Below are 14674 nucleotides of genomic sequence, written 5' to 3' on the forward strand. Positions count from 1 at the left end.
GAGTCTACGGACGGCGTATGCAAAACGGTTGACGCAAGTCAAGGAACGGACCGGTCATCGGCGGGGCGATGAAGCGGAATGTCCACGACGACGCGAAAGCCTTCGCCCGGCGCGCTGCGAAACTCGATGACGCCGCCCAGTTGCCGCACGCGCTCGCCCATGCCGAGCAGGCCGAACGTGCCCGCCGCGCGCGGCCGTTCGATCTCCGCGCCGCGGCCGTCATCCTCGATCGTCAGCGTGCAGCGCGCATACGCGCAGCCGATCGCGATGCGAACTTCCGATGCCCGCGCGTGGCGCACGACGTTCGTCAGCGCTTCCTGCACGAGCCGGAAGAGCGACGTGGACGCAGTCGCCTCGAAGCCGTCCTCGTCGCCTTCGATATCCAGATGGATCGTCAGATCGTAGCGGCGGCGGTAATCGCAAACGAGCCAGTCGATTGCGGCGAAAAGGCCGAGATCGTCGAGCACGGGCGGACGCAGGCCCGCCGCGATGCGTCGCAGCGAACCGATGATCGTGTCGATTTGCGTGAGCGCCTGCTGTTTGAAGCGCGCGTTCGGCGCGGTGCTGTCGAGAATCGACAACTGCATTTTGAGCGCGGCAAGCTGCTGGCCGAGATCGTCGTGCAACTCGCGGGCAATCGACGCGCGCTCGTTTTCCAGCGCCGTCTGTACGTGCGCGGAGAGCTCGCGCGCATGCTGCAGTTCCGTGAGCCGCAAGCGGTCGGTCATGTCGCGCGTGACTTTGGCGAAGCCGATCAGACTACCCGACGGATCGTGCAACGCGGTGATGACGACGTTCGCCCAGAAGCGGCTGCCGTCTTTGCGGATGCGCCAGCCTTCGTCCTCGACGCGGCCCACGCGCGCCGCCGTCGAGAAGGCGTTGTGCGGCTTGCGCGCGGCGATATCGTCGCCCGGATAGAAGACGGAAAAATGACGGCCGACGATATCGCTCGCGTCATAGCCCTTGATCCGCCGCGCGCCGTTGTTCCAGGTCGCGACGTGGCCGTGCGCGTCGAGCAGGAAGATCGCGTAGTCCTCGACCGCTTCGACCAGCAGACGGAAAGGTGCGTCCGTCAGCAGCGAAGGCGTGTTGCCGGGTTCGGTCGCGGAGCAGTCGATCATCGTTGCAATGGGCGGATGCGCTTGCAACGTCGACGCGTTGCGGCGCTATTGCTTCATCATCTGAAAGGGCGGCAAGGGCAGCTCGTCGCCGTCGAGAAACGCGGTCGCGCAGCGCACCGCGAAGCCGAGCGCGCCGTCCTTGCTTGCGAATGCGCCGAGATTGCCGAGCGAGGTGGCATGGCCGTCCTCTTCGAGAATCGACGCGGTCGCGACGAACGCGTTGCCTACACGAGTGGCGGAGGGCTTAAAAGCCGCTCCCCGATGATAGATGATCATAGATTTGACCGGTGGAGATGATCGAAAGGCTTATGCGGCAGGCATGCCGCGGCGTGAGAGCGAATGCGCGCGGATCAGCGCGGGTTCTGCACTGACTGTCGATAGTCGATCTCGGCCATGCCGTAAGCGAACGCGTAGCGCACCGCGCCCGTTTCGCTGGCGAATTCGCCGAGCATTCCGCTCGAACGGCGCGTGCCGTCCGGTTCTCGCACGATGAGCATCGCCGCGTATCTGTCCTGCTCCGGGACGGCGGTCGCGCTCAGTACGTGCCCTTTGTAGATCACGTCGTCGGGTCGATTCATTGCTCTCTCAGGTTCTAATGTTTTGCCGGCGTGGCAATTCTGACGTTTGCCTACATTCCGTAAGCAGTAAGCCTAACCGTTCAATTTTTGTCGCTTAATCCGATTTAAGCTTTTTTACTTTTCCCATGCAAATGCTTAAGTCCGACCAATCCTGCGGGCATCGGGTCGCGCCTCTGCGCATCGCGTTGAACAGTCTCGATACCGACTTCGCCGCAACGACGTACATCGCGCCGGAGAGCCCCGAATCGGAGCGCATCAGCAGATCGGCTGCGAAAAGCGCCGCGATCGCGACGAGCGGGTGGCACATCACCTGAGCGGTCAAGCGTTTCATCTGCGTCTCACCTCGAAAACATCTGTCGAAATCGGGCAAGACCGCACAGTGCTGCGATAGCGATACGAATCGGGTCCCGTCCTGAGCCTTACTGTGCCTTTAACGTCCGCTTGCAGTCCTGCCCGCACGTCCGCGCTGGCTGCCCGAGCGTCCGGGTTTTTTCCGCTGTCTGCGAATTCGTGAGACGCATACATACAGCCCGCCGACCGTTCCGCCAAAGCCTAGCGTTCAGCCGACGGTCGTCCACTTTTTTAAGCCGTTGCAGACAATAATCGCGACTGCACCGGGGCCGGCCCCTCCTGAACGGAGATCGCAGATGAAAGGGCATTTATCGGTTGGCGTGATCGCAGTCGCTATCGCAGCAATCATCGGTGGATGCAGCGGAGGAAGCTCCTCCGATCCGTCCTCGACATCCGGCGGCTCCGCGTCGGCATCCGGTCCCGCGTCGGCGTCGAGCCCAGCGTCGGCATCCAGTCCTTCGGCAGCATCATCGGCAAACGGCGCGAGCGCGCCCGCGAGCGCAAGCGCTCCCGCGATGAACTCGCCGTCCGCATCGACTCCGATGGATGTCACCACGTATCACAACGACATCCGCCGCACCGCGCAGCAGCTCGCCGAGACCCGGCTCACGCTCGCCAGCGTGAAGTCGTCCACGTTCGGCAAGCTCGGCTTCTATGCCGTCGATGGCGCCGTCGATGCGCAACCGCTCTTTCTCGCCAACGTGCCGATCGCGGGCGGCACGCATAACGTGCTGTACGTCGCGACCGAGAACGCGACCCTCTACGCGTTCGATGCCGACACCGGCGCCGTGCTCTGGCAAGTCTCGACGCTCGGCGCGGGCGAAGTGCCGAGCGACGATCACGGCTGCGACCAGACCACGCCGAAAATCGGCATCACGGCGACGCCGGTCATCGACCGCTCGCGCGGGCCCAACGGCGTGATCTATGTCGTCGGCATGTCGAAGGACAGCGGCGGCGCGTATCACCAGCGCATCCACGCCATCGACATCGCAACGGGCGGCGAACTGTTCGGCGGCCCGACCGAAATCACCGGCTCGTATCCCGGCACCGGATCGGGCAGCGTGAACGGCGTCGTGCCGTTCACGCCGGGCCAGTACATCGAGCGCGCGTCGCTGCTGCTGCTGAACGGCGTCGTCTATACGGCGTGGAGCTCGCATTGCGACACGCTGCCGTATACCGGCTGGCTCATCGGCTACAGCGCGGACACGCTCAAGCAGACGGGCATCCTCAACGTCACGCCGAACGGCGAGATGGGCGGCATCTGGATGGGCGGCGCGGGCCTGGCATCGGACGGCACGTCGATCTATTTCCTCGACGGCAACGGCACGTTCGACGCGACCATCAACGCGCAGGACATGCCGATCAGGAACAACTTCGGCAACGGCTTCCTCAAGGTCACGCCGAGCGCGACGTTCGCGCTTCAGGTCAACGATTACTTCGAGCCGTCGAACACCGTGGTGGAATCGAACCAGGATCTGGATCTCGGCTCGGGCGGCGTGCTCGTGCTGCCCGATGTCACCGACATCAACGGCAACGTGCAGCATCTCGCGATAGGCGGCGGCAAGACGCGCGTCCTCTACGTCGTGAACCGCGATTCGATGGGCAAGTTCGATTCGAACGCGGATCACATCTATCAGCCGCTTTACTCGACGATCACCGGTCCGATGTTCACCGCGCCGGCGTTCTACAACAACACGATCTACGTCGGCCCGGCGGGCGATCATCTGAAGGCGCTGCCCGTCGTCAACGCGATGGTCGCGACGAGCGCATCGAGCCAGACGACGAGTCCCGCGGGCAACTGGAATTTTCCGGGCCTCGCGCCGGTCATTTCCGCGAATGGCAATACCGACGGCATCGTATGGGGCGTCGAGAACACCACGCCGACCGCCGTGCTGCATGCCTACGACGCGAGCAATCTCGCGATCGAGCTTTACAACAGCAATCAGGCGGGCACGCGCGATCAGTTCGGCAACAACAAGTTCATCTCGCCGACGGTCGCGAACGGCAAGGTCTACGTCGGCACAAAGACGGGCGTGATGGTGTTCGGTCTGCTCGGCGGATGACTGGCGCGGGTCGGGGCCGCATCGATATAAGATCGCGTTACCTCGACCCATGGAGCTTCCGATGCAACTGACCCGTCTTCTCGTTCCGACGTTCGTGCAGACGTTGAAGAACCTGTCGGCGTGGCTCGATAAAGCCGCTGCATTTCAGCACGAGAAAGGCGCGAATCCCGATGCGCTGATGACCTTGCGTCTCGCGCCCGACATGTTTCCGCTCGCCGCGCAAGTGCGCTTCGTGTGCTTTCAGGCACAGGAACCGGTGTACCGGCTGCGCGGCGAAGACCTGCCGCAGACAGTGCTGCGCGTGCGGAAAGAAGGCGCGCATTCGAACGAAGCGCCGGGCACGTTCGCCGATGCGCAAGCCTGCATCGCCGATGCGATCGCATTGCTCTCGAACCTCACTTCCGATGCGCTCGACGCCGGAACCGGCGAGCCGATCGCGCTCGATTTGCCGAACGGCATCGTCTTCGACATGACCGGCGAGCAATACGCGCGCGACTGGTCGCTGCCGCAGTTCTATTTCCACGCGATGACCGCTTACGCGATCCTGCGCAACCACGGCGTGCGGCTCGGCAAGCCGGATTACGTGGCGCACATGTTCTCGTATATCCGGCCCGGCACGCTGCCCCAATCGGGCTGAATCCGCGCGACTTCGGCACAATGCTTGCGCAGACACGAACTACGACCTTGCGCCATGCGACCCGCCGACCCGAACGTTTCTCCCGCCCTCGAATGCCGCCGCCTGACGAAAACCTACGGCAGCGGCCGCATCGTGCTCGACGCGCTCGACTTCGCGCTCGGCGCGGGCGAGTTCGTCGCGATCATGGGCGACTCGGGCGTCGGCAAATCGACGCTGCTCAATCTGATCGCGGGCCTCGACACCGCCGATAGCGGCGACGTGCTGATCGACGGCGCATCGATCTCGACGCTTCCCGACGACGCCGCCACGCGCCTGCGCCGGCAAAAGCTCGGCTTCGTGTTCCAGGCGTTTCACGTCCTGCCGCATCTGACGCTGTATCAGAACGTCGCGGTGCCGCTGCTGCTGAACGGCATGCCGCCCGCGTCCGCGCGCGAGATGCTCGCGGCGGTCGGCCTCGACGGACGCGGCGACGACATGCCGCGCCAGCTTTCCGGCGGCGAGTTGCAGCGCGTGGCGATTGCGCGCGCGCTGGTGCATCGGCCGCGCCTCATTCTCGCCGATGAACCCACCGGCAATCTCGATCCGCAGACCGCGCACGAAGTGCTCGAATTGCTGCGCGCCGAAACCAAGGCGACGCGCGCCGCGACGGTGATGGTTACGCATTCCGAAGCGGCGGCCGCGTTCGCGGATCGCGTCGTGATTCTGCGCGACGGCGCCTTGCACGCCGCGGCGCTCGCCCGATGAGCGATATCGCCGCCGGAAGCGGATTCGTCGACACGCTCGCGCGCTGGCTGCTCGGCGCGCAATGGCGCAGCCATCGCGGACGCGCGCTCGTCGCCATGCTGACGATCGCGCTCGGCGTCGGGCTCGGTTATGCGGTGCAACTCATCAACGGCGCGGCGTTCAACGAGTTTTCCGCCGCCGCGCGCAGCCTTTCCGGTCAAGCCGACTTGCAAGTGCGCGGCGCGCAGCCTTTCATCGACGAGAGCGTTTATCCGCGGCTCGCGACGCGCGCGGGCGTGGCCGCCGCGAGTCCGGTGCTCGAACTCGATGTCGCCGTGCCCGGCAAGAACGCGCCGCTCAAGGTGCTCGGCATCGACGTGTTCCGCGCGAAGCGCATCGCGCCGGACCTGACCGGCGTGCCCTCGCCGGAAGCATCGTTCGATGTTCTCGCCGATGACGCGATCTTTCTTTCGCCCGCCGCGCTCGCCTGGCTCGGCGCGCGCGATGGCGGACGCATCGAATTGCAAAGCGGCACGTCGCCGGTGACGTTGCGCGTCGCGGGCGGCATCGCGCGAACGCGTCCCGGCCAGCGCATCGCGGTGATGGATATCGCCGCCGTGCAGAACCGCTTCGGCATGGCGGGCAAGCTATCGCGCGTGGATGTGCAACTCGCGCGCGGCGTCGATCGCGATGCGTTCCGCGAGACGCTGCAACGCGAACTCGGCGCGCGGCTCGTCGTGACCGGCACGCAGGATATCGAGAGCCGGACGGACCGGCTGTCGCGCGCGTATCGCATCAATATGAACGTGCTCGCGCTCGTCGCGCTGTTTACCGGCGCGTTTCTCGTGTTCTCGACGCAAGCCGCGGGCGTCGTGCGCCGTCGCGCGCAATTCGCGATGCTGCGCGTGCTCGGCATGACGCGCGCATCGCTCGTGCGGCAGATCATGCTCGAAGGCGCGCTGCTCGGCGTGGTGGGCGGCGTGCTCGGCATCGCGCTCGGCTTCACGGTCGCGGCGCTCGCGTTGCGCTTTTTCGGCAGCGATCTCGGCGGCGGATATTTTCCGGGCGTCGAGCCGCGCGTCGTCTTCGATCCGCTAGCGAGCGCGATCTTTCTCGCGCTGGGCATCGGCGTCGCGCTCGCGGGCACGCTCGTTCCCGCGCTCGAAGCGGCGCGCGCCCGGCCCGCGCCCGCGTTGAAGGCGGGCAGCGAAGAAGCCGCGCTCGCACCGCTCGGCACGCCGTGGCCCGCGCTCGCGTGCCTCGCGGCAGGCGCGGCGCTGACGCAGGCGCCGCCCGTTTTCGATGCGCCCATCGGCGGTTATCTCGCCGTCGCGCTGCTGCTCGTCGGCGGCATCGCGCTGATGCCGCGTGTCACGGCAATCGTGTTCCGCCGCGCGATGAAACCGCGCAACGCCGTCGCGACGCTCGCGCTCGCGCGTCTCGCGAATGCGCCCGGGCAGGCATCGCTCGCGATGGGCGGCGTGCTGTCGAGCTTCACGCTGATCGTCGCGATGGCGATCATGGTGACGAGCTTTCGCGTGTCCGTCGAAGACTGGCTCGCGCATCTGCTGTCGGCGGATCTTTATGTGCGGATCGCATCGAGCGGCGACACGGGCGGCTTGCAGCCCGATCAGCAAACGCAGATCGCAGCAGTCGATGGCGTCGCGCACGCGGCGTTCACGCGCGCGACGAAGCTGACGCTCGATCCCGCGAAGCCGCCGGTCGCGCTGATCGCGCGCGAGCTCGACGCCGCCGATCCCGGCGCGACGTTGCAGATGACCGGCGATGCGTTGCCGCCATCCGCGTGGCGCGCGGGCGAAACGCCCGTCTGGGCCTCGGAAGCGATGGCCGATCTGTATGGCTATCGCGTGGGCGAGCGCGTGAGCTTGCCCGTCGGCGGCGCGGGCGAGCGTTTCGTCGTCGCGGGCATATGGCGCGACTACGTGCGGCAGACGGGCGCGCTGCAAATGCGTATCGCGGACTATCGGCGGCTGACCGGCGACACGGCCGCCACCGACATCGCCATTACCTTGCGCGCGGGTTCGGGCGCGGCGCAGGTCATCGACGCGATCAAAAAGCTGACCTTCGGCGGCGCGCTCGAATTCTCGCAACCGGGCGAGATCCGCGCGCGCACGCTGACCATTTTCGACCGCAGTTTCGCCGTGACGTATCTGCTCGAAGCGGTCGCGATCGTCATCGGGCTGTTCGGCGTCGGCGCGACGTTTTCGATGCAGACGCTCGCGCGCTCGCGCGAATTCGGCATGCTGCGGCACGTCGGCGTGACGCGCGCGCAGATTCTCGGGCTGCTCGCTTCGGAAGCGGGCTGGCTCACGCTGCTCGGCATCGCGATGGGCTGCGTGCTCGGCTTCGCGATCAGCCTGATTCTCGTGTTCGTCGTGAATCCGCAGTCGTTTCACTGGAGCATGTCGCTGCACATTCCGTCGACGATGATCGCGGCGATCGCGTGGGTGATGATGGTGTCGTCGTGCGCGACGGCGGTGCTGTCGGGCCGGCGCGCCGTGTCGGTCGATGCGGTGCGCGCCGTGCGGGAGGACTGGTGATGCGCGCGCTGCTTTTCGCGTTGATGCTCATGTCGATGACCGCATTCGCCGGCGAGCCGAAGTTCGCGCCCGTCGCGCCCGGCCACGTCATCGACTGGCCGAAGGACAGCGGCGCGCATCCGCCGTATCGCACGGAATGGTGGTACGCGACCGGCTGGCTCGAGACGGCGGAGCACCAGCCGCTCGGGTTTCAGATCACGTTCTTTCGCTCGAACACCGGCAAGAAGCACGGCAAGAGCGCGTTCGATCCGTCGCAACTCGTCATCGCGCATGCGGCGTTGTCCGATCCCGCGTACGGGCGGCTCGCGCACGATCAGAACATCGCGCGGCAGGGCTTCGGTCTGGCGTACGCGAAGGAAGGCAACACCGACGTCAAGCTCGACACATGGCGCATGTCGCGCGCGGCGGACGGCAGCTACACGGTCATCGCCGATGCCGCCGGATTCGCGCTCCATCTCACCTTCGCGCCGACGCAGCCGCCGATGTTCCAAGGCGAAGGCGGCTACTCGCGCAAAGGGCCGTCGCCGGAGCAGGCGAGCTATTACTACAGCGAGCCGCAGCTCAAGGTGACGGGCAGCGTCGTGCGGCCATCGTCATCGGGGAAGGAGAGCGCGAGCGTCGCCGTGACGGGCCGTGCCTGGCTCGACCACGAATGGTCGAGCACGTTGCTGCCATCCGATGCGGCCGGCTGGGACTGGCTCGGCGCGAATCTCGACGACGGCTCCGCGCTGATGGCCTTCAAGGTCCGCGCCCGCGACGGCCATTCGGTCTGGGCGCACGCCGCATTGCGCGATCGCGACGGCCGCACCCGACAATTCGGCCCCGGCGATGTGGAATTCACGCCCGAGCGCGAGTGGCGCTCGCCACGCACGAGCACGACGTATCCGGTGGCGATGAACCTGCGCGTCGGCGGCCTGCACTGGCGGCTGACTCCGCTCATCGACGATCAGGAACTCGACTCGCGCGATTCGACCGGCGCGCTGTACTGGGAAGGCGCGGTCACGCTCGACGGCGACGGCGGAAAAGGACGCGGATATCTCGAACTGACGGGATACGCAAAGACGATCGAGATCGAAAAGCGGTGAAGTGGCGGCATCCTCGTGCAACTGTAGCGAAACTTCGTACAAAAGCGTAAAAAGGGGCAGCTTAAGCTTCGTTTAAGAAAAGTCTCATAGTCTCGCTCGACACGCCTCCGCCGTCTCGCCTTTCCATGTCAGCGCGCCTTTTTGTCCGAAGATCCCCGACGATTTACCCGCTTTCGCGGCAGATCGAATGACGCGCGGGTTTTCCCGACGCTCGCGGCCCGCGCCGCGCCTTCTGATCCCTCGACCGATGCGCCCTAAGCGCGCGTCGCTCGATCCGCCTCCCTCCGATGCCTTTATCTTCTTCCAACGCCTTGCCCGGCAAGGCAGGCCGACTGCTTTTCACTTGCGCGATCGGTTCCATCTGTACGGTCGTGATCTGCAACGCGCTGCATCGTCCGACCGCGCCTTCGGCCGATAAGGACTACACGCCCGCCGTATCGCTGCCCCAACGCGCCGCGCCGAAAACGCCGCCCGCGCCGACACGCACCACTGAAAGCGCGACCGTCGACGAGACGGTCTCCGATGCCGCGCAAAGCCTCGGCATCGACCAAGGGACGATCGCGACGCTCACCGAAGCGTTCGCGAGCAACGTCGACATGCGGCGCGATCTCAGAAAGGGCGACACGCTCACCGTGGTCTATGACCGTCCGCAAGGCAGCGCAACCGCCGATGACCCGCCACTCGCCGTGCGTCTGACGACCGGATCGTCATCGCACGACGTGTTCCTTTATCGCGATCCGAACGGCGAAACGCGCTATTACGCGAAGGACGGCAAGAGCACAAAACCCGCGTTCTCGCGCTATCCGGTTGCGTTCACGCGGGTATCGTCGGACTTCTCGCTGCGAAGGTTCGATCCGGTCGTGCATCGCTGGCAAAGTCACGACGGCGTCGATCTTGCCGCGCCCATCGGGACGCCGGTGCACGCGACGGCGCAGGGCAAGGTGACGTTTGTCGGCAGGCAGACGGGTTACGGCAAGGTCGTCATGCTGGAAAATCCGCCGCCGTATTCGACCGTCTACGCGCATCTTTCGCGTTTCGCGAAAGGCATCAGGACTGGCGGGACGGTGCAGCGCGGGCAGGTGATCGGCTATGTCGGCGAAACGGGTTGGGCGACCGGACCGCATCTGCACTACGAAGTGCACGTCGATGACGTCGCGATGGATCCGCTCACCGTCGATCTTCCCGGCGACGATCGTCTGCACGGCGAAGAACGCCAGCGATTCGCGAGGGAAGCGGAAGCGCTGAGCGCCGAGCTCAACGGCTGACGTTCAGACGGCGAGACCGGCCGATTCCCGCACGGCCGCAAGAACGCGGCGGCTCTTGCCCGCGCGCTTGGCTTCGTAGAGCGCGTTGTCGGCGTCGCGCAGCACGCCGTCGAGTTCGTCGTGATGATGATCGAACATCGCGACGCCGATGCTCACGCCGATCTCCAGCATCGCGCCGGCATCGGTGACGAAGGGCTTCGACAACTCGCGCACGATGACATCCGCGAGCGCGAGCGGATCGGCCTGCGGCGGCGTGACGATCACGAACTCGTCGCCGCCGAGCCGCGCGACCAGCGATCCTTCGCCCGACAGATGCCGCAAACGGCGCGCGACCAGCGCGAGCAGCGTATCGCCGATTTCGTGGCCGTGGGCGTCGTTGATGGCCTTGAAGCCGTCGAGATCGAGATAGAGCAGGGCGGTGTGCTCCGGCGCGCTCGACCGGACCGCCCGGAAAAGACCCGCGCGGTTGAGGAGCCCGGTCAGTTCGTCGTGGCGCGCGCGGCGATCGTTTTCCTGTTCGGCTTTCATCGTGGAGACGAGCATGCCGTTCAGACGCCACGCGGCGGCGCTCATCGCAAAAAGATAAAACGGGATTTGCAAAAGCGTGAGCCAGAGCGTCGGCTCGCCCGAGAGCACCGCGCCGATGCAGCACGGCCCGAGCGACAAAAAGATCATCACCGCGACGAGACGCGGCGCGCCGAAATTGCGGAAGCAGATGCCGCCGACCATCGCGGCGGCGGACAGAAACGACAGCGTCGCAGCGACCCAGTCGCCCGACAGCACGGAGACCAGCGCGCCGTAGCCGACGGTTGCGCCCCAAAGCGGCGCGAGAAGCACGTAGGTATCCGTCAGCGTCGATTTGCGCTCGCGCGCGCGGCGTCGCGCGACGACGAGCACGACGAGCCGCACGAGACACACGGCGATTTCGAGCGCGAGCCAGATGTGGAAAGCGGGCGTCGGATGGCGGCCGTCCAGCACCCACGCGACGGCGACCGTGTTCAGCACGCCGCCCGCGAATATCGGCAGCGTGCCGAACAGGCTTCCGACGAGGGCGACGCGGATCGCGCGGGGAATGTCGGCTCCCGCGTGCAGCAACCACGTCGCCGCACGTCCGCGCGGCAGGGTGAACACCTCAGTTTGTTGTTCCATATCGGGCTTTTCGCGTCACGGTCGGGCCGGACCACACTGCGGATAACGGTCGTTCGCATCGAAACTTTAGTAGGCCGCCGCTTAACAACGGCGTGCAATCGGTTGGGAACAGGCGATAAAAAATAGTTATTCGCGGCGTGTTCTTGACTTTTTGTCCGCTTCGCGCGCGCCCATATCCGCTCAGGGAATCCGTCCGAATCGCGCGAAACCTTACGACCTGCTGTCATGTAGGGCTTTATTGAGAACGATTCGCGTTTACGTTAGCTTCGCGACTCCTACGGAAGTGGAGCACGATTTATGGCTTACGCGCACATACAGCCGGCATCGTCGAAGCGTTCTTCGACCTCGCCGCCGCCTTCGAATCTGCCTCTCGATGCTTACTGGCATCGGCGCGAACCCGCCGTCGCGCGTCCGGCGCCGCCCGAGCGCGAAGCCACCGGGCGCAGCCTGCTCGATCTCGCCATCGCCAACCGGCAGATGCTCGTGAACATGGCGCGCGGCGTCGTCGGTTGCGCGAGCCGTGCCGAGGACGTGGTGCATGACGTCTTCGTCAGTCTCATCGACTTGCCGCAGCAGGACGCCGTGCGTCAGCCGATGGGCTACATCGCGCGCATGGTGCGCAATGCGTCGATCGACGCGTGCAGGCGGCAAAGCCTCGAAAACATCTATCGCGCGGACGAGGAGGACGGCCTCGACGTGCCCTCGCACGAACTCTCGCCCGAAGCGCGCGCGCAGGCCCGCGACACGCTGCACCGCGTCTGCGATGCGCTCGCGCAGTTGCCCGAGCGCAATCGCGCCGCCTTCGAAATGGTGCGGCTGCGCGACGAGACGCTGCAAAGCGCGGCGCGCGCGCTGAACGTCTCGCAGACGCTCGTGCACTTCATGGTGCGCGACGCCCAGCAGCATTGCGCCGCTTGCCTCGACGCGCGCGAACGCAATGTCGCGTGTCCGGCGTTCGTCGGCGGTAAAAAAGCGCGCCGCTCATCCGTCTAGTCGATATAGGCCAACTCGCAGAGAGAGAGACATCACCATGTCGCAACAGCAGAACCACGCAGCCGACGATCTCGTCTACACGGTCGTCATCAACGACGAAGAGCAGTATTCGATCTGGCCGACGTTCCGCGACGTGCCCGCGGGCTGGCGCGAAGCCGGCAAGCGCGGCGCGAAGGCCGATTGCCTCGCGTACATCGAACAGGTCTGGACCGACATGCGCCCCGCGAGCCTGCGCCGTCACATGGACGCCATCGCCACACAAGCCCGCGCGAGCCTGAACTGATGAGCGCGCTCTCCGTGACCGCGCCCGCGCTCGCCGATCTGCGGATCGAGCCGGGCTTGCCGGTCGTCGTATCGCCGCGCGCGGGCGTCGATCTGTCGCTCGCCGATGCCGCGCCGCTGCTGCATTCGATCGTCGCGGAATCGCTCGAACGCGCGGGCGGCGTGCGCTTCACCGGCTTTCGCGTCGAGTCGATCGAGGCGTTCCAGCAATTCGCCGCGTCGTTCGGCGATCCGCTGATCGGCTACGAATTCGCCTCGACGCCGCGCAGCCAGGTCGAGGGCGCGGTGTACACGTCGACGGAATATCCGCCGCATCGCTCGATTCCGCTGCACAACGAGCAGTCGTACACGCGCGAATGGCCGATGCGCATCTGGTTCCACTGCGCGCTCGCGGCGCGTGCGGGCGGCGCGACGCCGATCGCCGACAGCCGCGCGGTGTATCGCGCGCTCGGTCCGGCGCTCGTCGAACGCTTCGCGAAGCGCGAGCTGCTGTACGTGCGCAACTTCGGGCAAGGACTCGATCTGCCGTGGCAGAACGCGTTCGGCACGGACGATCCGCGCGAGGTCGAGCGCATCTGCGCGGCGCGCGGGATTGCGTGCGCGTGGCGCGACAGCGACGACGGCGAACTGCTGCTGCGCACGGAAGAGCGTTGTCAGGCGGTCGCGCGGCATCCGCGCACGGGCGACATGGTCTGGTTCAATCAGGCGAATCTCTTTCATCTTTCCGCGCTCGACGACGACATGCAGGAAGCGCTCGTCGATGCCGTCGGATTGGAAAACGTGCCGCGCAACGTCTTTTACGGCGACGGCGCGCCGCTCGAAGCCGATGCGCTCGCCGAGATCCGCGCGGTGCTCGACGAAAAGCGCATCGCATTTCCGTGGCTCACCGGCGACGTGCTGATGCTCGACAACATGCTGACCGCGCACGCGCGCGATCCGTTCGAAGGACCGCGCCGCGTCGTCGTGGCGATGGCGCAGAGTTACCGCGAGGCGCGATGACATTGCCCGTGGCGCTGCGCGCGCGTTCGTTGACGGTCGCCTATCGCGACGACGTCGTACTGGAAAACCTCGACATCGATATCGCCGAAGGGCGCGTCACCGCGTTATGCGGACCGAACGGCTGCGGCAAGAGCACGTTGTTGCGCACGCTCGCCGGTTTGCAGCCGGCGCGCGCGGGATCGGTCGACGTGAACGGCAAGCCGCTCGCATCGATGCGCCGCCGCGCGCTCGCCCGCACGCTCACCATGCTCGCGCAGTTCAATCAGATTCCGGCGGGACTCACGGTGCGCGAACTCGTCGCCTACGGACGCTACGCGCACGGCGGCTGGATGCGCGGTCTCACGCGCGCGGACCACGCGGCGATCGATGCGGCGCTCGACGCGAGCGGACTCGTCGACGATGCCGCGCGCGATGTCGCCGCGCTTTCCGGCGGCGAGCGTCAGCGTGCGTGGATCGCGATGGCGCTCGCGCAGGAAGCGCCGATCGTGCTGCTCGACGAGCCGACGACGTACCTCGACATCCATCATCAGCTCGACATCCTGCGGGAATTGCGGCGGCTCAATCGCGAGCGCGGACTCACGATCGTCTGGGTGCTGCACGACCTGAATCAGGCGGCGGCGTTCTCCGACGAAATCGTGCTGATGCGCGCGGGGCGTATCGTCGCGCAAGGCTCGCCCGAAGCGATGATCGATCCGCGTCATTTGCTGGAGACTTTCGGCGTTCGCATGCTGCGCGTCACGCATCCGCAGACGGGCGCGCCGATGTGCGTGCCCGCTTACGATGGCGTCGAAGAACGGAGCATCGCCGCATGACGACGCTCGCGACTCGCCGCCGCCTGCATCGCGCGCATTCGTTCTGGGCGCGCGT

16 protein-coding genes are annotated in these 14674 nt (G+C 66.1%); 10 read left to right on the forward strand and 6 right to left on the reverse strand.

Going from position 1 to position 14674, the window contains the following annotated elements:
* Positions 1–38: 38 nt before the first annotated feature.
* The 5 genes from NCS00_RS25585 to NCS00_RS33560 all read right to left on the reverse strand — a co-directional run bounded on the left by NCS00_RS25585 (position 39) and on the right by NCS00_RS33560 (position 2606).
* Positions 39–1148, reverse strand: coding sequence for a PAS domain-containing sensor histidine kinase (locus NCS00_RS25585; RefSeq protein WP_250441315.1), 1110 nt, complete (start codon positions 1146–1148; stop codon positions 39–41).
* Between the two features lie 18 nt (positions 1149–1166).
* On the reverse strand, positions 1167–1397 hold the full coding sequence (locus NCS00_RS25590; protein ID WP_008347614.1) for a hypothetical protein: 231 nt from the start codon (positions 1395–1397) through the stop codon (positions 1167–1169).
* A gap of 74 nt (positions 1398–1471) precedes the next feature.
* Positions 1472–1699 carry a hypothetical protein gene (locus tag NCS00_RS25595; protein ID WP_008347615.1) on the reverse strand — a complete coding sequence of 76 codons (228 nt, stop codon included), beginning with the start codon at positions 1697–1699 and terminating at the stop codon, positions 1472–1474.
* Positions 1700–1793: 94 nt separating this feature from the next.
* Entirely contained in the window at positions 1794–2069 is a 276-nt protein-coding gene (locus tag NCS00_RS25600; protein WP_175980543.1) for a hypothetical protein, read from the reverse strand.
* A 189-nt stretch (positions 2070–2258) separates the two neighbouring features.
* A complete protein-coding gene (locus NCS00_RS33560; RefSeq protein ID WP_250441316.1) occupies positions 2259–2606 on the reverse strand; it encodes a hypothetical protein in 348 nt (115 codons plus the stop codon).
* On the opposite strand from NCS00_RS33560, the gene NCS00_RS25610 reads away from it, so the two are divergent.
* The 6 genes from NCS00_RS25610 to NCS00_RS25635 all read left to right on the forward strand — a co-directional run bounded on the left by NCS00_RS25610 (position 2593) and on the right by NCS00_RS25635 (position 10384).
* The gene (locus NCS00_RS25610) at positions 2593–4113 is read left to right on the forward strand and encodes an outer membrane protein assembly factor BamB family protein (protein ID WP_235366245.1); all 1521 of its coding nucleotides are present in this window, start codon (positions 2593–2595) and stop codon (positions 4111–4113) included. The genes NCS00_RS33560 and NCS00_RS25610 overlap by 14 nt on opposite strands.
* Before the next feature lie 61 nt (positions 4114–4174).
* Complete coding sequence (locus NCS00_RS25615; RefSeq protein ID WP_250441317.1) at positions 4175–4750, forward strand: DUF1993 domain-containing protein; 576 nt, start codon at positions 4175–4177, stop codon at positions 4748–4750.
* 54 nt (positions 4751–4804) lie between these two features.
* Positions 4805–5494 carry an ABC transporter ATP-binding protein gene (locus NCS00_RS25620; RefSeq protein ID WP_250441318.1) on the forward strand — a complete coding sequence of 230 codons (690 nt, stop codon included), beginning with the start codon at positions 4805–4807 and terminating at the stop codon, positions 5492–5494.
* The gene (locus NCS00_RS25625; RefSeq protein WP_250441319.1) at positions 5491–8034 is read left to right on the forward strand and encodes an FtsX-like permease family protein; all 2544 of its coding nucleotides are present in this window, start codon (positions 5491–5493) and stop codon (positions 8032–8034) included. The genes NCS00_RS25620 and NCS00_RS25625 overlap by 4 nt, the downstream gene beginning before the upstream one ends.
* The gene (locus tag NCS00_RS25630; protein ID WP_250441320.1) at positions 8034–9119 is read left to right on the forward strand and encodes a lipocalin-like domain-containing protein; all 1086 of its coding nucleotides are present in this window, start codon (positions 8034–8036) and stop codon (positions 9117–9119) included. Before NCS00_RS25625 ends, NCS00_RS25630 begins: the two co-directional genes overlap by 1 nt.
* Positions 9120–9406: 287 nt before the next feature.
* Complete coding sequence (locus tag NCS00_RS25635) at positions 9407–10384, forward strand: M23 family metallopeptidase (RefSeq protein ID WP_250441321.1); 978 nt, start codon at positions 9407–9409, stop codon at positions 10382–10384.
* Between the two features lie 3 nt (positions 10385–10387).
* Here NCS00_RS25635 and NCS00_RS25640 read toward each other — a convergent pair whose 3' ends face one another.
* Positions 10388–11533 carry a GGDEF domain-containing protein gene (locus NCS00_RS25640; protein WP_250441322.1) on the reverse strand — a complete coding sequence of 382 codons (1146 nt, stop codon included), beginning with the start codon at positions 11531–11533 and terminating at the stop codon, positions 10388–10390.
* A gap of 297 nt (positions 11534–11830) precedes the next feature.
* On the opposite strand from NCS00_RS25640, the gene NCS00_RS25645 reads away from it, so the two are divergent.
* Genes NCS00_RS25645 through NCS00_RS25660 form a run of 4 tightly spaced genes read left to right on the forward strand, consistent with a single transcriptional unit; the run spans position 11831 to position 14619 of the window.
* Positions 11831–12526, forward strand: coding sequence for an RNA polymerase factor sigma-70 (locus NCS00_RS25645; RefSeq protein ID WP_250441323.1), 696 nt, complete (start codon positions 11831–11833; stop codon positions 12524–12526).
* Between the two features lie 37 nt (positions 12527–12563).
* Positions 12564–12809, forward strand: coding sequence for an MbtH family protein (locus NCS00_RS25650; protein ID WP_008347630.1), 246 nt, complete (start codon positions 12564–12566; stop codon positions 12807–12809).
* Positions 12809–13807: a TauD/TfdA family dioxygenase gene (locus NCS00_RS25655; protein ID WP_008347633.1), complete on the forward strand. Its 999-nt coding sequence runs from the start codon at positions 12809–12811 to the stop codon at positions 13805–13807. Before NCS00_RS25650 ends, NCS00_RS25655 begins: the two co-directional genes overlap by 1 nt.
* Positions 13804–14619 (forward strand): ABC transporter ATP-binding protein, encoded by an 816-nt coding sequence (locus NCS00_RS25660; protein WP_250441324.1) that lies wholly within the window; start codon positions 13804–13806, stop codon positions 14617–14619. Before NCS00_RS25655 ends, NCS00_RS25660 begins: the two co-directional genes overlap by 4 nt.
* Positions 14620–14674: the final 55 nt, after the last annotated feature.

Source organism: Caballeronia sp. AZ1_KS37 (assembly GCF_023631165.1).
In the GTDB taxonomy this organism is placed as follows: Bacteria; Pseudomonadota; Gammaproteobacteria; order Burkholderiales; family Burkholderiaceae; genus Caballeronia; species Caballeronia zhejiangensis.